General features: G+C 70.5%; 10 protein-coding genes and 1 pseudogene. 8 read left to right on the forward strand and 3 right to left on the reverse strand.

Going from position 1 to position 21585, the window contains the following annotated elements:
* Window positions 1–52: 52 nt before the first annotated feature.
* Both KOI47_RS15665 and KOI47_RS15670 read left to right on the forward strand, forming a co-directional pair.
* Window positions 53–1786, forward strand: a complete 1734-nt coding sequence (locus KOI47_RS15665; protein WP_216216683.1) for an ABC transporter ATP-binding protein — start codon at window positions 53–55, stop codon at window positions 1784–1786.
* A complete protein-coding gene (locus KOI47_RS15670; RefSeq protein WP_216216684.1) occupies window positions 1783–3642 on the forward strand; it encodes an ABC transporter ATP-binding protein in 1860 nt (619 codons plus the stop codon). The genes KOI47_RS15665 and KOI47_RS15670 overlap by 4 nt, the downstream gene beginning before the upstream one ends.
* A 243-nt stretch (window positions 3643–3885) precedes the next feature.
* On the opposite strand, the gene KOI47_RS15675 is transcribed toward KOI47_RS15670, so the two are convergent.
* Window positions 3886–5142, reverse strand: coding sequence for a nucleotide disphospho-sugar-binding domain-containing protein (locus KOI47_RS15675; protein WP_216216685.1), 1257 nt, complete (start codon window positions 5140–5142; stop codon window positions 3886–3888).
* 155 nt (window positions 5143–5297) lie between these two features.
* Between KOI47_RS15675 and KOI47_RS15680 the strand changes: the two genes are divergently transcribed.
* The 5 genes from KOI47_RS15680 to KOI47_RS15700 all read left to right on the forward strand — a co-directional run bounded on the left by KOI47_RS15680 (window position 5298) and on the right by KOI47_RS15700 (window position 10817).
* Window positions 5298–6335: a GDP-mannose 4,6-dehydratase gene (locus KOI47_RS15680; RefSeq protein ID WP_216216686.1), complete on the forward strand. Its 1038-nt coding sequence runs from the start codon at window positions 5298–5300 to the stop codon at window positions 6333–6335.
* An 89-nt stretch (window positions 6336–6424) separates the two neighbouring features.
* A complete protein-coding gene (locus KOI47_RS15685) occupies window positions 6425–7708 on the forward strand; it encodes a nucleotide disphospho-sugar-binding domain-containing protein (RefSeq protein WP_216216687.1) in 1284 nt (427 codons plus the stop codon).
* 20 nt (window positions 7709–7728) lie between these two features.
* Window positions 7729–8691, forward strand: a complete 963-nt coding sequence (locus KOI47_RS15690) for an alpha/beta fold hydrolase (protein WP_216216688.1) — start codon at window positions 7729–7731, stop codon at window positions 8689–8691.
* Window positions 8692–8727: 36 nt separating this feature from the next.
* Window positions 8728–9795, forward strand: coding sequence for a glucose-1-phosphate thymidylyltransferase (locus KOI47_RS15695; RefSeq protein WP_216216689.1), 1068 nt, complete (start codon window positions 8728–8730; stop codon window positions 9793–9795).
* A 35-nt stretch (window positions 9796–9830) separates the two neighbouring features.
* A complete protein-coding gene (locus KOI47_RS15700; protein ID WP_216216690.1) occupies window positions 9831–10817 on the forward strand; it encodes an aldo/keto reductase in 987 nt (328 codons plus the stop codon).
* Between the two features lie 21 nt (window positions 10818–10838).
* Here KOI47_RS15700 and KOI47_RS15705 read toward each other — a convergent pair whose 3' ends face one another.
* Both KOI47_RS15705 and KOI47_RS15710 read right to left on the reverse strand, forming a co-directional pair.
* Window positions 10839–11993, reverse strand: coding sequence for an aminotransferase class I/II-fold pyridoxal phosphate-dependent enzyme (locus KOI47_RS15705; protein ID WP_216216691.1), 1155 nt, complete (start codon window positions 11991–11993; stop codon window positions 10839–10841).
* Window positions 11990–13429, reverse strand: coding sequence for an NDP-hexose 2,3-dehydratase family protein (locus KOI47_RS15710; RefSeq protein ID WP_216216692.1), 1440 nt, complete (start codon window positions 13427–13429; stop codon window positions 11990–11992). Before KOI47_RS15710 ends, KOI47_RS15705 begins: the two co-directional genes overlap by 4 nt.
* A 184-nt stretch (window positions 13430–13613) precedes the next feature.
* On the opposite strand from KOI47_RS15710, the pseudogene KOI47_RS36390 reads away from it, so the two are divergent.
* Window positions 13614–21562 (forward strand): annotated as a pseudogene (locus KOI47_RS36390) (SDR family NAD(P)-dependent oxidoreductase); the annotation flags it as partial.
* Window positions 21563–21585 lie beyond the last annotated feature (23 nt).

Genomic DNA, 21585 nt, shown 5'->3' on the forward strand with positions numbered 1-21585 from the left:
AGGTGCTGGTGATGAACCTTCCCCCGCGGATCACTCCGGTGGTGCGGCTCGCGTGCTGATCGGACTGCTGCGCACCCGGCTGCGGCCCTACCGCCACCTGGTGGCGCTCGCCGCGCTGCTCCAGGCCGTCGAGGTCGTGGGCGTACTGCTGCTGCCCACGCTGAACGCGGCCGTGATCAACCACGGGGTGGTGACCGGCGACCGGGCGGACGTGCTGCGCTTCGGTGGGCTCATGGTGCTGGTGGCGCTGGCCGTGGTCGCCGCGGGGGTCAGCTCGGTGTACTTCGCCGCGCGCACCGCGCTGGCCTTCGGCCGCGACCTGCGCTCGGCCGTGTTCCGGCGGGTGCTCGGCCTGTCCGCACGCCAGGTCGGCCGGATCGGCAACTCCTCGCTGGAGGTGCGCACCGTCAACGATGTCGCGCACCTTGAGTCGCTGGTGCTCGCCGTGTTCACGGCGCTCGCCGCCGCGCCGCTGACCTGCGTGGGCAGCCTGGCGCTGGCACTGAACCAGAGCGTGCCGCTGTCCGTGGTCCCTGCGGCGCTGCTGCCGGTCATCGCGGTGATCGTGGTGCTCGTCGTGCTGCGGATGACCGCGGGCTACCGGCTGCTGCAACCCGGCCTCGACCGGCTCAACCGGACCCTCGGCGAGCAGATCACCGGGATACGGGTGGTGCGCGCGTTCGTACGCGGCGAGCACGAGCGGGCCCGGTTCCGCCGGACGAACGAGCAGGTGCTGCGGCACTCGCTGACCGTGGGCAGGCTGCTGGCCACCATGTTCCCCACCGTGACGCTGACCGCGAACCTCGCCACGGTCGCGGTGGTGTGGCTGGGCGCCGTTCGGGTGGACGGCGGTGCCATCCGGATCGGCACCGTCACCGCCTTCGTGGAGTACCTGGTGCTGATCGTGTGGTCGGTGGCGATGACCACCTTCGTGTTCGTGACCGTGCCAAGGGCCAGCGTGTCCGCCCGGCGGATTCGCGAGGTCCTCGACACCGAACCGGAACTGGCCGCCCCGGCAGCCCCGGTCCGTCCGCACCCCGGCCGAGGCGGCCTCGAGCTGCGCGGGGTGGGCTTTCGTTACCAGGAGGCAGGGGAGTTCGCCCTGCGCGAGCTGGACCTCGCCGTTCGCCCCGGCGAGACGGTGGCGATCACCGGGAGCACCGGCAGCGGCAAGACCACCCTGCTGCACCTCGTGCTCCGGCTGTCCGAGGTCAGCACCGGCGCGGTGCTGGTGGACGGGGTGGACGTGCGCAGGCTCGACCCCGCCGCGCTGACCGCCGCGGTCGGGCTGGTGCCGCAGTATGCCCACCTGCTCACCGGCACGGTGGCAGGCAACCTCCGCTTCGGCAACCCGGACGCGGGCACCGCCCAGCTGTGGCATGCCCTCGAGGTGGCACAGGCCCGCGAGTTCGTCGAACGGATGCCAGGGGGGCTGGACGCGGAGATCTCGCACGGCGGGCGCAACCTGTCCGGCGGCCAGCGCCAGCGCCTCACCATCGCACGCACCCTGCTGCGCAGGCCACGGATCTACCTGTTCGACGACTGCTTCTCCGCGCTCGACCAGGCCACCGAGGCCGCGTTGCTGGCAGGGCTCGCGGCCGAGACCGCGGGCGCCACCGTGCTCCTTGTCGCGCAGCGGACCAGCACGATCCGGCGCGCGGACCGGATCGTCGTGCTGGAGGACGGCCGGGTGGCTGGCACCGGCGCGCACGATGACCTGTTGCTGGGCAACCCCGTCTACCGGGAGCTGGTCCACTCGCAACTGGCCCGGATGGAGGCAGGATGACCGGCAGCGGCGAACCCCCGGACGCGGAACCCGCGCGGTCCCAGCCAGCCGTCGCCCGGCGCCTGCTGGCCCAGCTGCGGCCACACCGATGGCGGCTGGCCGCCGTGCTCGGCACCGCCATCGGCGGGGTGGCCGCGGGCACCCTGGCCGCCCCGCGGGTGCTCGGGTACGCCACCGACCTGATCTTCGCAGGCGCGGTCGGCGGGTCCCTGCCCGCGGGCGCCACGCAGGCGGAGGCGCTCGAGGGGCTGCGGGCCGAGGGCAGGGACGACCTGGCGGAGGTGTACGCCACCGTCGACATCGTGCCGGGGCAGGGCGTGGACTTCGCCAGGCTCGGGCTGGTGCTGCTCGGGTTGCTCGGCCTGTACCTTGCGGCGTTCGCCTGCACCCTGGTGGCGGAACGGCTGACCGCAGTGGTGGTCGCCAGGGTGGTTTTCGACCTGCGCGAGCGGGTGGCGGCCAAGCTGACCAGGCTGCCGTTGAGCTACTTCGACCGGCGCTCCCGTGGCGAGCTGCAGAGCAGGCTCACCAACGATGTGGACAACGTGCAGAAGGCACTGCAGCAGGGGATGGCGCAGCTGGTCACCAAGACGTTCGCGGTGCTCGGCGTGCTGGTGCTGATGTTCGTGGTGTCCCCGCTGCTGGCGGTGATCGTGCTGGCCACCCTGCCGGTGGCGGGGCTGATCGCGGCGCCGATCACCCGGCGGGCGCGCAGCCGGTTCACCGAGCGGTGGAACGCGACCGGCGAGCTGAACGCGCATGTCGAGCAGGTGTACGCGGCACATTCGCTGGTGGCCGCGTTCGGCAGACGTGAGTACGTCGAGCGCACCTTCGACGAGCACAACGAAAAGGTGTTCCGCGCGGCCCGGCGCGGGCAGGTGGCTTCGGAGGCGGTCGAGCCCGCGATGAGCATGGTCGCCAACCTCAACTACATCCTGATCGCGGTCGTCGGCGCGCTACGGGTGATCGGCGGCTCCGTCTCGATCGGCGAGGTACAGGCTTTCCTGCACTACAGCGGGCATTTCGGGCACAACGCGGGCATGCTGGCCGGGATCATCGGCCAGCTACAGTCCGGCCTCGCCTCAGCCGAGCGGATCTTCGACCTGCTGGACGCGCAGGAGGAACCGCCCGACCCGGAGGGGGCTGCGGTTCCGGAACCGGTGCGCGGCCGGGTGTGCTTCGAGCGGGTCGGGTTCTGCTACACCCCGGACACCCCGGTGATCCAGGACCTGTCGTTCACCGTCGAACCGGGGCAGACGGTCGCCATCGTCGGCGCCACCGGGGCGGGCAAGACCACGCTGGCCAACCTGCTGCTGCGGTTCTACCAGCTGGACAGCGGCCGCATCCTGGTGGACGGTACGGATATCGCTACGCTGCCACGGGACTCGGTCCGGCGGCTGACCGGCGTGGTCCTCCAGGACAGCTGGCTGTTCGAGGGCACCGTCGCGGAGAACATCGCCTACGGCAGGCCGCTGGCGAGCAGGGAGCAGGTCGTGGCCGCCGCCCGCGCCACCCGGGTCGACCACCTCATCCGCACCCTGCCCGACGGATACGACACCGTGCTGGACGAGTCAACCGGGATCAGCGCGGGGGAGCGGCAGCTGATCATGGCCGCCCGCGCGCTGCTGTCCGATCCGGCCATCCTCATCCTGGACGAGGCCACCAGTTCCGTGGACGCCCGCACCGAGGTACTCGTCCAGCGGGCGATGACCTCGCTGCTCGCCGGGCGGACGAGCTTCGTCATCGCCCACCGGCTGTCCACCATCCGGGAGGCCGACCTGATCCTGCTGCTGGACTCCGGCCGGGTCGTTGAGCACGGCAGGCACGCGGAACTGCTGGACGCCGACGGCGGCTAGGCCCGGTTGTACGCGGCGCAGGACGGCGTCACCCTGGGGTGACTCCGCGAGCCCGGGTGGCGGCCGGGAACGGCAAACTCGCCGACGCGAACAGCAAACTCGCGTGCATGAGCGGCAAACGCGTGCGCGTGGGCGGCAAACACGCCGGGCCGGGTGTGTTTGCCGCCCACATCCGCGCGTTGGCCCGCCACGCGCATGCGTTGGCTCTCCACATCCGCGCGTTGGCCGTCGACGCGCGGGTGATTACCGGGTGGCGGCGGCGATCTCCGCGAGGGAGCAGGCCACGGCGGCGGGGGAGGGCATGGACTCCGCCGTGGCGGCGAGTTCGCGGGCGGCGGTGCGGAAGGACGGCTCGCCGAGCAGGCGGCGCAGGCCGGCGGTGATGGCGGTGTCGTCCGCGTGGTAGCTCGGCACGGTCAGGCCGCAGCCCACCGCGGTGAACCGGTCGGTGAACAGCGCGGTGTTGCTGGCAAGGGAAAGGGTAAGCTGCGGGATTCCGGCGGCGACGGAGGTCATTGCCACCCCGGCCCCGCCGTAGTGCACCACCGCGTCGCAGTCGGGCAGCACCAGGTGCAGCGGCATCTCCACCAGGGGATGAACGTTGTCCGGCAACGGGCCGCAGGCCTCCAGGTCCTCCCGTACCGCCAGTACCAGCACCTCCGCTCCCAGCGTGGTGGCCGCCTCGACCACCTGCGGCAGCCGGTTGGAGACCTGGCCGAAGTTGTGCGTCCCGCCGCGGCCCCACACCACGCAGACCCGTGGCCTGCCGGAGCGGCCCGGCAGTTCCAGGGGTACCGCGCCCGGCCCGTTGTAGGGCACGTACCGCATCGGCAGCCGGGTACCCCGCAGCACCGGCGCGATCGGGTCCGGGCACGGGTCGATGATGTGGTCGATCCGGGCGTAGATCCGCTCGGCCAGATCGTGGCCGACCATCTCGCCCAGGGTCCAGGCCGCCGTCGCGGAGTTCAGCCGCTCGGTACGGCCGTCGGCACCCAGCGGGTCCAGTCCGTCGTCGGGGCCGGTGGGTCCCCACAGGTGGAGGATGTTGGGTACCTGGGCTGCTTCGGCTGCCGGGGGTCCTTCGTAGCCGACCAGGTCGTGTACCACCAGGTGGGGGCGCCAGCAGCGGGCGTAGTCGCGGGCGGCGTCGATGCTGCGGTGCAGGCGCCGGCGGGAGCGGGCCGAGGTGGTGTCCCACCACTGCTGGAAGTCGAAGGTGTCCTTGTCCAGTGGTTCCCCGGTGTCCGGGTGCGGTGGCGGATCGGGGTAGGGCCAGCTACCCAGATAAAAACTCCCCACATTGAAGCTACGGGTGAACAGCAGCAGATCAAGGGTGTCCAGCAGCGGAACGGGGGTGAGCCCCGCGGCCGTCAACCGGTCCACATCGGACTCCGTGCAGAGCACGTGTACCTCGTGTCCGGCGGCGCGCAGGGCCCAGCCCAGCGGAACCATCGGAAAGTAGTGCCCCGGCCACGAGGACACCACGAACAACACCCGCATACGCCACTCCACCCGTTGACAGCGCCGGATTCCAGCCCGGCCGAGAATGACCGGGCCCGGCTGGAGGAATCCCTAGATCCGGTGCCGTTCAATGGCGGCGCGAAGGCCACGCGACAACCACGGACGCCTGCTCGCCCCACCGGAAAGGGGAAGACGTGTCCAAGCGCGCACTGATCACCGGGATCACCGGGCAGGACGGCTCCTACCTCACCGAGTACCTGCTCGGGCTGGGCTATCAGGTCTGGGGCCTGGTCACGCCGAGGGCGGACCCGCGCGCCTCGCGGATCGGGCACCTGCTGGCCGAGGTCTCCCTGCTGCGCGGGGACCTGACGGACGCGGAAAGCCTGGTGGCGGCGGTGGACAGGGCGCGGCCCGACGAGGTGTACAACCTGGCCGCCATGTCCTTCGTGCCGCTGTCCTGGCAGCAGGCGGAACTCGCCGCCGATGTCAACGGCATGGGAGTGCTGCGGATGCTGGAGGCCATCCGGATCGTCTCCGGGCGAGACGGGCCGCCAGGCGGCGCGCACCCCGGGGACCCGCGGTTCTACCAGGCTTCCTCCTCCGAGATGTTCGGCAACGCCGCGGAGACACCGCAGCACGAGCACACCCCGCCGCAACCCCGCAGCCCCTACGGCGCCGCCAAGGCCTACGGGCACCTGCTCACCGGGAACTACCGGGACGCACTCGGCCTGTACGCGGTTTCCGGGATCATGTTCAACCACGAGTCACCCCGCCGCCGCCCCGGCGTCGCGCGCAAGATCTCCCTCGCGGTGGCCCGGATCAAACTCGGCCACCAGGACAAGCTCCACCTCGACCGGCTCGACGCCCGGCGGGACTGGGGCTACGCGGGCGACTACGTCCGCGCCATGCATCTGGCGTTGCAGCAGGACCGCGCCGCCGACTACGTGATCGGCACCGGCCGCACGCACTCCGTCCGGGACATGGTGCGGATCGCCTTCGACGAGGTGGGCCTCGACTGGCGGGACCACGTCACCTCGGGCTCCGGACCGGAGGACACGGTGGAGACCGACCTGCTGCGCGCCGATCCGGTCCGCGCGCACAGCAGGCTGGGCTGGCGCCCCACCGTCAGCTTCGAAGAGCTGGTACGCATGATGGTCGACTCCGACCTGCGCGGGCTCACCACGGAACGGGGCGCGGCGGCCCACCCGCGGATCGCGGGCCAGGTCGGCTGAGCCCGCGGATCTAGGGTTTCCTCCAGCCGCCACGGTCCATCCTTGGTCCGGCCGGATGCCGGTGCCCTGTCGACGACTTGGAGTGGCGTATGCGGGTGTTGTTCGTGGTGTCCTCGTGGCCGGGGCACTACTTTCCGATGGTTCCGCTGGGCTGGGCCCTGCGCGCCGCCGGACACGAGGTACACGTGCTCTGCGCACCGTCCGAAGTGGGCGGACTGACCAGAGCAGGGCTGACCCCGGTACCGGTGCTGGACACCCTGGACGTCACCCAGTACGCGCGGGTGTTCAATGTGGGGAGTTTTTATCTGGGTAGCTGGCCCTACCCCGATCCGCCACCGCACCCGGACACCGGGGAACCACTGGACAAGGACACCTTCGACTTCCAGCAGTGGTGGGACACCACCTCGGCCCGCTCCCGCCGGCGCCTGCACCGCAGCATCGACGCCGCCCGCGACTACGCCCGCTGCTGGCGCCCCCACCTGGTGGTACACGACCTGGTCGGCTACGAAGGACCCCCGGCAGCCGAAGCAGCCCAGGTACCCAACATCCTCCACCTGTGGGGACCCACCGGCCCCGACGACGGACTGGACACCGTCGACGGCAGCAACGGCAACGAGCAGTTCACCTCCGCCACCGCCAGGCACACCCTGACCGAGCTGGCAGGCCACGACCTCGCCGAGCGGATCTACGGCCACACCGAGTACGTCCTCGACCCCTGCCCCGACCCGGTGGCCCCGAAGCTGCGCCGCGGGCAGCGACTGCCGATGCGGTACGTGCCCTACAACGGGCCGGGCGCGGTACCCCTGGAACTTCCGGAACCCTCCGGCAGGCCACGGGTCTGCATGGTGTGGGGCCGCTCCGGCACCCGTACCTTCGGCGCGGCCTCCAACAAGCTGCCGCAGATGATCGAGGCGGCCACCTCGCTGGACGCGGAGGTGCTGCTACTGGCGCTGCGCGAGGACGTGCAGGGGTACGACCTCCCGGACACCGTGCACCCGATGGTCGAGGTGCCGCTGCACCTGGTGCTGCCCGGTTGCGACGCGGTGGTGCACTACGGCAGCGGCGGCGCGACGATGACCTCCGTCGCCGCCGGGGTGCCCCAGCTCGCACTGCCGCTGGCGCACAACTCGGCCCTGCTCACCGGGCGCTTCACCGAGGTGGGCTGCGGCCTCACCGTGCCCAACTACGAGGCCGACGTGCCCTCCCTGCGAGCGGCGCTGGAACGGCTGGTCGGCGAGGCATCCTTCGCGGCGGCAGCAAGGGACCTGGCCGCCATGGCGGCCGGCATGCCCACCCCCGCCGCCACCGTCGGCACCCTCGAGGACATCGCCGGTGCCCGCACCGGCCCGCCGGCGAGCCACGCGCTCGCCTGAGCGAACGGAAGGAGTCCGTGGTGAGCCGCTACAGCCGCCGCGCGTTCGGCCGGGTCGGCGCGGCAGCCGCGCTGGGCGCGGCCCCGGTCGCGGCCGGAGGGGTCGCCAACGCCGGCACGGCAGGGACCGGCCGGTGCCGGACGTTCGTCTTCGTGCCTGGCGCCTTCGGCCGGGCCGCCATGTTCGGCTATCTGGTGAACGCGCTGGCCGCCCGCGGGCATCGCGCGCTCGCCGTGGAACTGCCCGGCCACCAGCCCGGGATGGTGCCCTACGGCCCCGGGTTCCAGGCACCCCAGGACCTCGCGGCGTGGGCGGCCGTGCCCTCCCCGCTGGCCGGTATCGGCCTGCGCGAGTACGTGCGGCACACCATCGGGGTGGTGCGCGCGGCCGCAGGGCACGGCCGGGTCGTGCTGGCAGGTGCCAGCGCGGGTGGCCTGGTGATCGGCCTGGTGGCCCAGGCGGTACCGCACCTGATCGAGCATCTGGTCTACGAGGACGCCTTCTGCTGCGTGCGGCTGCCCAGTATCGCCGAGTACTACCGGACCCCGGAGGCCGAGGGCGCGCACAACGAGTTCGTCGGCCGCGCCCTGGTCGGCGACCCGGCCCGGCTGGGCGCGCTGCGGGTGAACTGGCGCTCAGCCGACCCGGACTTCCTCGGCGAGGCCCGGCCAGCCTTCCTCACTCCGGACGCGCCGGACCGGGAACTGTTGGACGTGCTGAACATCCTGTACCCGGACGATCCACTCGGGCTCAACCAGGCCGACGCCCGGATCGACCCCCGGCGGTGGGGCCGGATCCGGCGCACCTTCGTCCGGCACACCCGCGACGGCCTGGTGCCACTCGCGCTACAGGACCGGATGATCCGTGAGGCGGACGAGCTCACCCCCGGCAACCCGTTCCGGGTGCGCAGCGTGGCCACCGGGCACACACCCGCCGCGGACAGGCTTCCCGAGGTCGTGGCGATCCTCGATGAACTCGGCTGAACCCGGCCGACCCACCGAGCCCGAAGGGTGACGGAGATGAAGGCACTCGTGCTCGCAGGCGGCGCCGGTACCCGGCTGCGCCCGATCACGCACACCTCGGCCAAACAACTGGTTCCGGTGGCGAACAAGCCCATCCTGTTCTACGGCCTGGAGTCGATCGCCGCGGCCGGGATCACCGAGGTCGGCATCGTCGTCGGCGACACCGAGGCCGAGGTGCGGGCGGCGATCGGCGACGGTTCCCGGTTCGGCGTCGCGGTGACCTACCTGCGCCAGCAGGCACCGCTCGGCCTCGCGCACGCGGTGCTGATCGCCGCGGACTTCCTCGGCGGTGACGACTTCCTGATGTTCCTCGGGGACAACTTCGTGTTCGGCGGCATCACCGAGGTGGTGCGGCGGTTCACCGAGCAGCGGCCGGACGCCCAGGTCCTGGTCACCAAGGTGGCCAACCCCTCGGAGTTCGGGGTGGCCGAACTCGACCGGGACGGCCAGCTGATCGGCCTCGAGGAGAAACCGGAGCTGCCGCGCACCGATCTCGCGCTGGTCGGGGTCTACCTGTTCACCCCCGCGGTGCACACCGCGGTGCGGGCGATCGAACCCTCGGCGCGGGGCGAGCTGGAGATCACCGACGCGCTGCGCTGGCTGCTGGAGGGCGGATACGACCTGCGGGCCAGCGAGATCTCCGGGTACTGGAAGGACACCGGCAACGTCGCCGACATGCTCGAGGTCAACCGGCTGCTGCTGGAGACCCTGGAACCGGCCGTGCTCGGTGCGGTGGACGAGGACACCGAGATCGTCGGCAGGGTGCGGATCGAACCGGGCGCCATGGTGTCCGCATCCCGGGTGGTCGGCCCGGCCATCATCGGCGCAGGCACCGTGGTGACCGGCTCCTACGTCGGCCCCTCCACCTCGATCGCGGAGAACTGCGTGCTGCGCGACAGCGAGGTCGAGTTCTCCATCGTGCTGGCCGACTCGCTGCTGGACGGGGTGCACCGGGTCGAGGCCTCGCTGATCGGCCGCAACGTCACCGTGCACGTGACCCAGCGGGTGCCGGTGGCGCACCGGCTGGTGATCGGGGACCACGGCTGGGTCCAGTTGCCCGGCTGACCACGCCGACATCGCTGATGAGGAAGGACGAGCAGATGGAGTTCACCAGCCTTGGCCGGACCGCGCTGCGGGTGAGCAGGCTCTGCCTCGGCACGCTCAACCTCGGGGTACGCACCACCACCGAGGAGGCCTTCACGATCCTGGACCACGCGCTGGACCGCGGGATCAACTTCGTCGACACGGCCAACCAGTACGGCTGGCAGCGGTACAAGGGCTACACCGAGGACCTGCTTGGCGAATGGTTCGCCCTCGGCGGCGAGCGGCGGGACCGGGTGGTGCTCGCCACCAAGGTGGGCAACCCCATGACCGAGCTGCCGAACGACCAGGGGTTGTCCGCCCGCAACATCATCGCCTCCTGCGAGCGGTCCCTGCGACGGCTGCGCACCGAATGGATCGACCTGTACCAGATGCACCACATCGACCGCGCCGCGCCGTGGGAAGAGGTGTGGCAGGCGATGGAAACGTTGGTGCGGCAAGGAAAGGTCCGCTACGTCGGATCCTCCAACTTCGCGGGCTGGCATCTGGTCGAGGCGCAGGCGGCGGCGCGGGAACGCAACTTCCTCGGAGTGGTCTCCGAGCAGTGCGTCTACAACCTCATCACCCGGCAGGTGGAGCTGGAGCTGATCCCGGCCGCGCGGCGGTACGGCATCGCCGTGCTGCCCTGGTCCCCGCTGCACGGCGGCCTGCTCTCCGGCGGGCTGCGCAAGCTGGAGAACGGGGAGGCGGTCAAGACCGCGCAGGGACGCGCCCAGCAGGCGCTGGTGACCCACGGTTCGGCGGTGGCGGCCTACGAGAAGCTGTGCGACGCCTACGGGATGGACCCCGCGGAGGTCGGGATGGCCTGGGTCGCCTCCCGCCCTGGGGTGACCGCGCCGGTGGTCGGCCCGCGCACCCTCGGCCAGCTGGACGGCGCGGTGCGCGCCCTGCGTACCGCGCTGCCAGCCGACCTCACCGGGGAGCTGGAGACGCTGTTTCCTCCGGTGGGCAACGGCGGCCCCGGCCCGGAGGCCTGGGCCTGGTGAGCGGGCGTGCTCAGGACCGGGTCAGCACCCGTTCGGCACCAGGCGCCGGATCAGGTCACTGATCCGGTCGATGTCCGTCGCGGTGACCGCGGTCCCGGTCGGCAGCGCCAGCACCCGGTCGGCCAGCGCCTCCGCGCGGGGCAGCGGCAGCGGGGCATGCCGGTCCGGCCGGTCGGCGTAGGGCAGCAGCTGGTGGCAGGCGGGATGGAAATAGGGCCGGGACAGCACATTGTTCCTGGTGAGCAGCTCGTGCAGGCGGTCGCGGTGGATCCCGGCCAGCGCCGCGTCCACCTCGATGACCAGGTACTGGTGGTTCGCCACCTCGCCGTCGGCCTGCTCACGCACGCTGATACCGGGCACCCCGGCCAGCCCGGCCCGGTAGCGCCGGTGGTTCGCCCGGTTGGCCGCCGCGAAGTCCGGCATGGATTCCAGCGAGGTGAGGCCCATCGCGGCCGCGCCCTCGGTGAGCTTGGCGTTCGTTCCGGCGAACGCGACCTTGCGGTCCGGGGTGATGCCGAAGTTGCGCATCGCCCTGGCCCGGCCCGCCACCACCGCGTCGTTGGTGACGATCGCGCCGCCCTCGAAGCTGTTCACGTACTTGTTGGCGTGGAAGCTGAACACCTCGGCGGTACCGAACCCGCCGATCGGCGAGCCCCGGTAGGTGCAGCCGATCCCGTGCGCGGCGTCGTACAGCACCACCAGGTCGTGCCGCCAGGCGAGCTCGGCCAGCCGGTCGATCTCGCAGGGATGGCCGAACACGTGCACCCCGAGAATTCCCCTGGTGCGCGGGCCGATCAGCCGCTCGGCGTGGTCGGGGTCGATGGTGCCGCTGACCTCGTCCACATCGCAGAAGACCGGCACGATGCCGATCCAGTCCAGTGCGTGCGCGGTCGCGACCCAGGTGAACCCCGGCACCAGAACCTCGTCCCCGGCCACGAGGCCACTGGCGCGGGCTGCGACCTGGATGCCCGCCGTGGCGTTGCACATGGCGACGCAGTAGCCGGTCCCGGTGACCTCGGCCAGCGCCGCCTCGAACTCCGCCACCAGCGGGCCGTCGGTGAGCCACTGCCGGTCCAGCGCCCCCTCGATCCGCTGCCGGAACCGGTCCCGGTCCCCGAGGTTGGGGCGGCCGACATGCAGTGGCTCGGTGAACTCCGGGCCGTCCGCGTTCGTCATCTGCTCCATGGCTCCCCTTTCGGTATCTGTTCCCGCGGTTCGCGGGCGCGGTCCAGGACGGAGCGCAGCGCGGCCACCAGCGTCCTGGCCTGGACGTTGACGTAGTGGCTGTACTTGAGGAACTCGGTCAGCTGGGGCAGCGACATCCAGTGGAACTGCGGAGGGGCCGCAGGCAGCCCTTCGCCGACGTCCACGATGAGATAGCGGGTGGTGGCGTGGTAGAACCGGCCACCCTCCTCGGACAGCACGCTGTCGAACAGCACCGACCCGGCCGGTGCCGACCGCACCAGATCCAGGTAGCGGGGCTGGTGCTCGGGGCCGAACTGGGTGTAGTTCTCCGGGGTGCACTGCACCGTGGGGCCGAGTTCGACCACATCCCGGTATCCCGCCTCCACGGTGGCGTTGACCAGTGCATGCGGGACGCCATGGTGGTACCGGACCAGCAGGGCCGCGATCCCGGTGCCGCGTGGCCGCAGCAGCGGCTGGCACCAGGACGGCACCTCCCTGGTGTTCGAGTCGACCTCGGTCCCGACGATGTCGAAGTACCGGCCGTCCCGGTGCGTGATCCGGTCCGGACGCACCTGCCAGCCGCCCTCGTGTACCGACGGCAGGGGCATCAGCCGCGCCGTGACGGTGTGCTCGCTCAGCTGCTCGGTGAGCCAGCTGCGGATCTCGACCTCGGTGTGCAGCGACTGCCGGTCGCCGTCCGGGGCCCGGTGCCAGCCCGGCATGCAGGACAACACCGTGCGGGTGTCCATGTTGACCAGGTTGTCCACCGCGAGCAGCCGGTTCAGCTGGCGCAGGGTAAGCCAGCAGAAGTCCTCTCCGGCTTCCACCTCAGGACCGACCTCGACGATCATGTTCCGGTTGCGCTTGCAGTAGAACCAGGCGCCCTGCTCGGACTGCAGCACATCGGCCAGCACGGTGCCCGAGCCCGCGGCGGAGCGGCGGAAGTGCTCGAGGTACGGCACGGTGGCGCCGCCGTGCGCGCGGGTGTAGTTGCTCCTGGTCGCCTGCACCGTTGGCGACAGCTGGATCCCGTTCACGTTGCCGGGTTCGGTCTTGGCCTGCACCAGGCAGTGCAGCAGCCCGTTGATCTCCCGTACCACGATGCCGAGGATCCCGATCTCCGGCTGGTTGATGATGGGCTGCGACCACTCCCGGACCGGGCCGGTGTCCGTGCTGACCCGTAGGCCCTGCACCGAGTAGAACCGGCCGGACCGGTGCCGCAGGTCACCGAGTCCAGGCCGGAAGTGCCAGCCGCGCATCTCGTCCAGCGGCACCAGCCGGACCCGCTGCCGGTGCACCCGGCGGCGGTCCTCGAGCCAACGCTGGACCCCTGCGTCGTCCAGCACCGCGCCCCCCGTTGCCGATGCGGACGCGGCCAGCCGTGTGGCCAGCGTTGGATACCGCGTGAGCGAGGCGAGCTCGATCATAGCCTGCCCTCCGAGCGTTGCCGGTCGCCGCACATAGTGGACTCCGGATGCGCGGCAAAACCCCAGTGTTTGCGGCTGCCGGTTTCGCTCTGGGGGATTGTGTAGTTCCCCGTGGGTACGTTTCGCGACTGGCGCGCTGTTCCGCCGCAGGACGGACGTATCACGGGTTGGGGTTGGGCCACGCATGGCAGAGGACCAGGACAAGGTTGTCGACTACCTTCGGCGGGTCACCGTCGACCTGAGCCGCGCCCGTCAGCGGGTGGAGGAGCTCGAGTACCGCAACCACGAGCCGATCGCGATCGTGGGCATGGGCTGCCGCTACCCGGGCGGGGTCGGCTCCCCGGAGGACCTGTGGCGCCTGGTGCACGAGGGTGGCGACGCGATATCCGCGTTCCCCCTGGACCGCGGGTGGCGCACCGGCGAGACGTCCGGCCCTGGCCTTGGTGGGTTCCTGGACGGCGCGGCCGAGTTCGATCCGGCCTTCTTCGACATGTCGCCGCGGGAGGCCATGTCCACCGACGCCCAGCACCGGCTGCTGCTGGAGGTGACCTGGGAGGCACTGGAGCACGCCCGCCTGGACCCGCGCTCGCTGCGCGGCAGCCGCACCGGGGTGTTCGCCGGAATCATCTATGGCGACTACGGCACCCTGCTCGATCCCGAGGACTTCCGTGGGTACCAGGGCACCGGCAGTGCGCAGAGCCTCGCGTCCGGCCGGGTGGCCTACACCCTCGGCCTGGAGGGCCCCGCGGTCAGCGTGGACACGGCGTGCTCCTCCTCGCTGGTTTCCCTGCATCTTGCGGTCCGTTCATTGCGCGGTGGGGAATGTTCGCTGGCCCTGGCCGGTGGGGTCACGGTGATGTCCACCCCGGCGCCCTTCGTGGAGTTCGCCCGGCACGGCGGGCTGGCCGCCGACGGCAGGTGCAAGGCCTTCGCCGAGGCCGCGGATGGCACTGGCTGGGCGGAGGGGGTGGGGGTGCTGGTGCTGGAGCGGTTGTCCGATGCGGAGCGCAACGGGCATCGGGTACTCGCGGTGGTGCGGGGGAGTGCGGTGAACTCCGATGGTGCCTCGAACGGGCTGACCGCCCCGAACGGCCCCGCGCAACAGCGGGTGATCACCGACGCACTCGGCGACGCCGGACTGTCCACTCGGGACGTTGATGCGGTGGAGGCGCACGGGACCGGGACCCGGTTGGGGGACCCGATCGAGGCGCAGGCGGTGTTGGCGACCTATGGGCAGGACCGTGGCACGCCGTTGTTGTTGGGTTCGGTGAAGTCGAATCTCGGGCACACCCTGGCCGCTGCTGGGGTGGCTGGTGTGATCAAGATGGTGCAGGCGATGCGGTATGGGGTGTTGCCGCGGACTCTGCATGTCGATGCGCGGACCTCGCATGTGGATTGGTCGGCGGGTGCGGTGGAGTTGCTGACCGAGCAGGCGGAGTGGCCGCGGGTGGACCGGCCCCGCCGGGCCGGGGTGTCCTCCTTCGGGATCAGTGGCACCAACGCACACGTCGTACTGGAGCAACCCGAGCCGCAGGAACACCCCATCCGCGAGGATGGCCCGCTGCCCGCGGTGCTGCCCTGGGCACTGTCCGCCCGGTCCGCGGGCGGGCTGAGGGCGCAGGCCGGACGGCTGCGCACCCACCTGGACGCCGCGGCCCCGGACGCCATCGACATCGGGCTCTCCCTTGGCGTATCCCGGACCGCCTTCGAGCACCGCGCGGTGGTACTGGCCGAGGATCCGGCGGGTGCGGCGGGTTCGCTGGCCGCCATCGCCGAAGGGCGGCCGGACCCCGCGGTCGTCCAGGGCAGCGCGGTGACCGGGAAGACCGCGTTTGTGTTTTCGGGTCAGGGTTCGCAGTGGTTGGGTATGGGTCGGGGGTTGTATGGGCGGTTTCCGGTGTTTGCGGAGGCGTTTGATGCGGTGGTGGCGGAGTTGGGTGTTGGGGTGCGGGAGGTGGTGTGGGGTGAGGATGCGGGGGCTTTGGTGCGGACTGGGTTTGCGCAGCCTGCGTTGTTTGCGTTGGAGGTGGCGTTGTTTCGGTTGGTGGAGTCGTGGGGGGTGCGGCCGGATTATGTGGTGGGGCATTCGGTTGGTGAGTTGGCTGCGGCGTATGTGGCTGGGGTGTTGTCGTTGCGGGATGCGTGTGTGGTGGTGGCGGCGCGGGCTCGGTTGATGGAGGGGTTGCGGTCGGGTGGGGTGATGGTGGCGGTGCGGGCTGGTGAGGGTGTGGTGGGTCCGTTGTTGGGGGAGGGGTGTGGGTTGCGGCGGTGAATGGGCCGGGTTCGGTGGTGTTGTCGGGGGAGCGGGGGGCTGTGTATGGGGTGGTGGAGGTGTTGGCTGGGTTGGGTTATCAGACCCGGGAGTTGGTGGTGAGTCATGCTTTTCATTCGGGGTTGATGGAGCCGATGGTGGGGGAGTTCGCTCGGGCTATCGGGGGTATTTCGCCTGGTGTTGGGGAGGTTCCGGTGGTGGCTGCTGCTGATGTGGGTGAGGGGTTTGGGTCGGTGGGGTATTGGGTGCGGCAGGTGCGGGAGCCGGTGCGGTTTGGGGATGCGGTGGTGAGGTTGTCCGAGTTGGGGGTGTCGCGGTTTCTGGAACTCGGGCCGGACGGGTCGTTGTGTGGTGTGTTGGATGGTGGGGTGGCGGTGCCGGTGTTGCGGCGGGAGTGGTCGGAGGAGGAGTCGGCGGTTCGGGCGTTGGCGAGGTTGTATGTGGCTGGTGTGCCGGTGGATTGGGCGGGTTTCTTTGCGGGGATGGGTGCGCGGGTGGTGGATCTGCCGACGTATGCGTTTCAGCATCAGCATTTCTGGCCTGCTTCTTCGGCACGCCCCGCCGACGCCACCGGACTCGGCCTGGACACCGCCGCGCACCCACTGCTGGGCGCCAGGACGGCCATCGCCGACTCCTCCGGAGTCCTGTTCACCGGACGGCTGTCCACCGCGACCCATCCCTGGCTGGCGGACCACCAGGTGGCGGGCAGCACCTTGCTGCCGGGCACGGCCCTGCTGGAACTGGCCCTGCGCGCCGGGGAGGAGGTCGGCTGCCGGCGGATCGCCGAGCTCACCCTGCTCACCCCGCTCCCGCTGGCGGGGCACGAGGCGGTGCACGTCCAGGTCTGGGTCGGCGCCGAGGACGAACCCGGCAGCCGCCCGATCGGGATCCACACCCGCCCGGCCGATGAACCGGAGCGGGAGTGGACGCAGCACGTCTCCGGGCGGCTGGCCACCGGTGAACGGCTCGCCGACTTCGGTCCCGGCGAATGGCCGCCTGCCGGGGCCACCGCACTGGACCTGACCGGACTCTACGACCGCGCGGCCGTGGACGGCTTCGACTACGGCCCGGTGTTCCGCGGCCTGCGCGCCGCCTGGCAGCTCGGCACCGAGGTCTTCGCCGAGGTCGCGCTACCGGACCAGGTGCGGGACGCCGAGACTTTCGGGCTGCACCCCGCGCTGCTGGACGCGGCCCTGCACGCCATGCCCTTCGCCTTCCCGGACGGCCCGGCCCGGCCCGGTCTGCCATTCCGGTGGGAAGGGGCCTCGCTGCACGCCGTCGGGGCGGCCGCACTGCGGGTGCGGATCACCCCGCGCGCCGAGGGCAAACTCGCGGTGACCGCGGTGGACCCCGAAGGCACCCCCGTGCTCTCGGTCGACTCCCTCACGCTACGTGCCCCGGCCGAGATGACCGCAACCGCAGGCAGGGCCGAACCGCTGTTCACCGTGGCCTGGTCCCCGCTGCCACCGGCGAGCACCGCCGAACCCACCACGGCCGTGCTCGGCGACGGGCTGGACTCGGTCCCCGACCCGGTGCCGGACCTGGTGCTGCTCGACCTGACCGGCGCCGAGGCCGAGGAGGTGGTGCCGGTCACGCACCAGCAGACCGCCAGGGTCCTCGGCCTGGCGCAACAGTGGCTGGACGAGGAGCGGTTCGCGCATTCCCGGCTGGTTGTGGTGACCCGCGGCGCACTGGACGGCGCCGACCCTGCGGCGGCCGCGGTGGGCGGGTTGCTGCGTTCCGCGGCCGCCGAGCACCCTGGCCGGTTCGTGCTGCTGGACACCGCGTCCGCGGACGATATCGCGCTCGCGTTACCGCAGCTGGCAAGCACGGACGAGCCGCAGCTTGCCGTCCGGGACGGCGAGGTATGCGCTGGAAGGCTACGCCGGACCCTGCCGGACCCTGGGCCCGCCTGGGACCCCGAAGGCGTGGTGCTGCTGACCGGCGGAACCGGCGGAGTGGGCAGGGAACTCGCCCGGCACCTGGCACAGCAGGGTTTCCGGCACCTGGTACTGGCCGGTCGCCGTGGTCCTGCCGCCGAGGGCGCGCGGGACCTGATCCGGGAACTCGCCGACCTGGGAGCCGAGGCGCGGCTGGTCGCCTGCGACCTCGGTGACCGCACCGCGGTACACGAGCTGGTCGAGCAGGCCGGTGTCGAACGCCCGCTGACCGCGGTGGTGCACGCCGCCGGGGTGACCGACGACGGGGTGCTGGCGTTCCAGAGTCCCGAACGCCTCAGCACCGTACTCGGCCCCAAGGCCGATGGTGCTTGGTATTTGCATGAGGCGACTCGGGGTGTGTCGTTGGCGGGGTTTGTGTTGTTTTCTTCTGCGGCGGGTGTTTTTGGTACTGCTGGGCAGGGGAATTATGCGGCTGCGAATGCGTTTTTGGATGGTCTTGCGGGGTTGCGGCGTGCGGAGGGGCTGCCGGGGTTGTCCCTGGCCTGGGGAGCATGGGCAACCGGCATGGCGGCCGGAATGGCCGATGTGGATCGAGAGCGGATGGCACGCACCGGGTTCCGGCCGCTGGAGATCGCGGAAGGCCTCGCGCTGTTCGACCGGGCAACCGGCACGGATGCCACCTGCCTGGTGACCACCCGCTGGATACCCGCGCCCTGCGTGAGATTCCTGAGGTGCCGCCATTGCTGCGGGAACTGGCGGGAGTTCAGCGGCGAGCCGCCGGGCGGAACTCCGGTGCGGCTGGGGATTTGGTGGGGTTGTTGCGTGGGTTGCCGGTGGGGGAGCGGTTTGGGGTGTTGTTGGATGTGGTGTGTGGTCGGGTGGGGTCGGTGTTGGGGTATGGGGATGGGTTTGTGGTGGGGGTGATGTGTCGTTTCGGGAGTTGGGTTTTGATTCGTTGACGGCGGTGGAGTTGCGGAATGAGTTGGGTGTGGTGACGGGGTTGCGGTTGCCTGCGACGTTGGTTTTTGATTTTCCGTCGGTGGGTGGTTTGGTGGAGTTTTTGTTGGGTGAGTTGTTGGGTTCGGGTGGTGTGGTTGGTGGTTCGGTGGGTGTTGGTGGTGTGGTGGGGGATCCGGTTGTGGTGGTGGGGATGGGGTGTCGTTTTCCGGGTGGGGTGGCCTCCCCCGAGGACCTGTGGAATCTCGTGCTCGACGAGACCGACGCGATCAGCGGCTTCCCCACCGACCGCGGCTGGGACCTGGACACCCTGTTCCACCCCGACCCCGAACACCCCGGCACCTCCTACACCCGTTCGGGCGGCTTCCTGCATGACGCGGCCGGTTTCGATGCCGGGTTTTTCGGGATGTCGCCGCGGGAGGCGGTGGCTACGGATGCGCAGCAGCGGTTGTTGCTGGAGGTGTCCTGGGAGGCGCTGGAGCGGGCGGGGATTGATCCGCATGTGCTGCGGGGTTCGCCGACGGGGTGTTCGCGGGGGTGATGTACAGCGACTACGGAACCATCGTCACCGACAAAGGCGCCGAGGGATACCACAGCACCGGCAGCGCGCCCAGCGTGATGTCCGGCCGAGTAGCCTACACGCTGGGGCTGGAAGGTCCCGCCGTCAGCGTGGACACCGCCTGTTCCTCTTCCCTGGTGTCCCTGCATCTGGCCGCGCAGGCGTTGCGTTCGGGGGAGTGTTCGCTGGCGCTGGCGGGTGGGGTGACCGTGATGGCGACTCCGAGTACCTTTGTGGACTTTTCCCGCCAGGGTGGGTTGGCCCCGGATGGGCGGTGCAAGGCGTACTCGGATGCGGCGGATGGCACCGGCTGGTCCGAGGGGGTCGGGATGCTGGTGCTGGAGCGGTTGTCCGATGCGGAGCGCAACGGGCACCGGATCCTGGCCGTGGTGCGGGGGAGTGCGGTGAACCAGGACGGGGCGTCCAACGGCCTGACCGCGCCCAATGGCCCGTCGCAGCAGCGGGTGATCCGGCAGGCGCTGGCTTCGGCTGGGTTGTCAGTCTCGGATGTGGATGTGGTGGAGGGTCACGGGACTGGTACTTCGTTGGGGGATCCGATCGAGGTGCAGGCGGTGTTGGCGACGTATGGTCAGGATCGGGAGACGCCGCTGTTGTTGGGTTCGGTGAAGTCGAATCTTGGGCATACTCAGGCGGCTGCTGGGGTGGCTGGTGTGATCAAGATGGTGCAGGCGATGCGGCACGGCCGGCTTCCGAGGACCTTGTATGCGGATGAGCCTTCTTCGCATGTGGACTGGTCGGCGGGGAAGGTGGAACTGCTGGCGCAGTCGGCCGACTGGCCGGAGACCGGTCACCCCCGGCGTGCCGGGGTGTCCTCCTTCGGGATCAGTGGCACCAACGCGCATGTGATTCTTGAGCAGCCGCAGGTGGCCGCCGAGGTGGAGGAAACAGGAACCGCTCCGGGGAGCCTGGTGCCTTGGGTGGTGTCGGCGAAGTCGGGGGTGGCGTTGTCGGCGCAGGTGGAGCGGCTTGTTGGTGGTGTGGGGGATGTGGTGGATGTGGGTTGGTCGTTGGTGTCGGGTCGGTCGGTGTTCGGGCATCGTGCGGTGTTGCTGGCTGGGGGTGGGGGCGGTCCGGTGGAGGTGGCTCGTGGGGTGGCGGGTACTGGCGGGACTGCGTTTGTGTTTTCGGGTCAGGGTTCGCAGTGGTTGGGTATGGGTCGGGGGTTGTATGGGCGGTTTCCGGTGTTTGCGGAGGCGTTTGATGCGGTGGTGGCGGAGTTGGGTGTTGGGGTGCGGGAGGTGGTGTGGGGTGAGGATGCGGGGGCTTTGGTGCGGACTGGGTTTGCGCAGCCTGCGTTGTTTGCGTTGGAGGTGGCGTTGTTTCGGTTGGTGGAGTCGTGGGGGGTGCGGCCGGATTATGTGGTGGGGCATTCGGTTGGTGAGTTGGCTGCGGCGTATGTGGCTGGGGTGTTGTCGTTGCGGGATGCGTGTGTGGTGGTGGCGGCGCGGGCTCGGTTGATGGAGGGGTTGCGGTCGGGTGGGGTGATGGTGGCGGTGCGGGCTGGTGAGGGTGTGGTGGGTCCGTTGTTGGGGGAGGGGGTGTGGGTTGCGGCGGTGAATGGGCCGGGTTCGGTGGTGTTGTCGGGGGAGCGGGGGGCTGTGTATGGGGTGGTGGAGGTGTTGGCTGGGTTGGGTTATCAGACCCGGGAGTTGGTGGTGAGTCATGCTTTTCATTCGGGGTTGATGGAGCCGATGGTGGGGGAGTTCGCTCGGGCTATCGGGGGTATTTCGCCTGGTGTTGGGGAGGTTCCGGTGGTGGCTGCTGCTGATGTGGGTGAGGGGTTTGGGTCGGTGGGGTATTGGGTGCGGCAGGTGCGGGAGCCGGTGCGGTTTGGGGATGCGGTGGTGAGGTTGTCCGAGTTGGGGGTGTCGCGGTTTCTGGAACTCGGGCCGGATGGGTCGTTGTGTGCCGCCGTGCAGGAGTGCGCGCCTGAACTCGTTGCTGTGCCGGTGCTGCGTGCGGGGCGGCGGGACGAGGAGATGATGCTGCGAGCGCTCGGCGAGCTGTACGTGGCCGGCGTCCCGGTCGACTGGAAGGCGGCGTTCACCGGAACCGGAGCCGCCATTGTCGATCTGCCGACGTATGCGTTTCAGCATCAGCATTTCTGGCCTGCTTCTTCGGCACGCCCTGCCGACGCCACCGGACTCGGCCTGTCCGGCACCGGCCATCCCCTGCTCGCCTGCGCGGTGGAACTCGCCGACGACACCGGCGTACTGCTCACCGGGCGACTGTCCCCGCATACCCACCCCTGGTTGGCAGAGCACACCGTTGGCGGGCAGATCCTGTTCCCCGGCGCCGGTTTCCTCGAACTGGCGATCCACGCCGGGGACCAGGTGGGTTGCGACCACGTGGCGGAGCTGACCCTGGCCGCGCCGCTGGTCCTGCCAGCGCAGGGCCCGGTCCAGGTCCAGGTGCGGGTGGGCCCGGCAGCGGAAGGTGGCAGCAG

Origin of the sequence: Amycolatopsis aidingensis, assembly GCF_018885265.1 — a bacterium.
Classification (GTDB): domain Bacteria; phylum Actinomycetota; class Actinomycetes; order Mycobacteriales; family Pseudonocardiaceae; genus Amycolatopsis; species Amycolatopsis aidingensis.

Coding starts and splice junctions, on each gene's coding strand:
- KOI47_RS15700 (WP_216216690.1), top strand. CDS start 9,831: ATGGAGTTCACCAGCCTTGGCCGGACCGCGCTGCGGGTGAGCAGGCTC.
- KOI47_RS15675 (WP_216216685.1), bottom strand. CDS start 5,142: ATGCGGGTGTTGTTCGTGGTGTCCTCGTGGCCGGGGCACTACTTTCCG.
- KOI47_RS15695 (WP_216216689.1), top strand. CDS start 8,728: ATGAAGGCACTCGTGCTCGCAGGCGGCGCCGGTACCCGGCTGCGCCCG.
- KOI47_RS15685 (WP_216216687.1), top strand. CDS start 6,425: ATGCGGGTGTTGTTCGTGGTGTCCTCGTGGCCGGGGCACTACTTTCCG.
- KOI47_RS15710 (WP_216216692.1), bottom strand. CDS start 13,429: ATGATCGAGCTCGCCTCGCTCACGCGGTATCCAACGCTGGCCACACGG.
- KOI47_RS15670 (WP_216216684.1), top strand. CDS start 1,783: ATGACCGGCAGCGGCGAACCCCCGGACGCGGAACCCGCGCGGTCCCAG.
- KOI47_RS15705 (WP_216216691.1), bottom strand. CDS start 11,993: ATGACGAACGCGGACGGCCCGGAGTTCACCGAGCCACTGCATGTCGGC.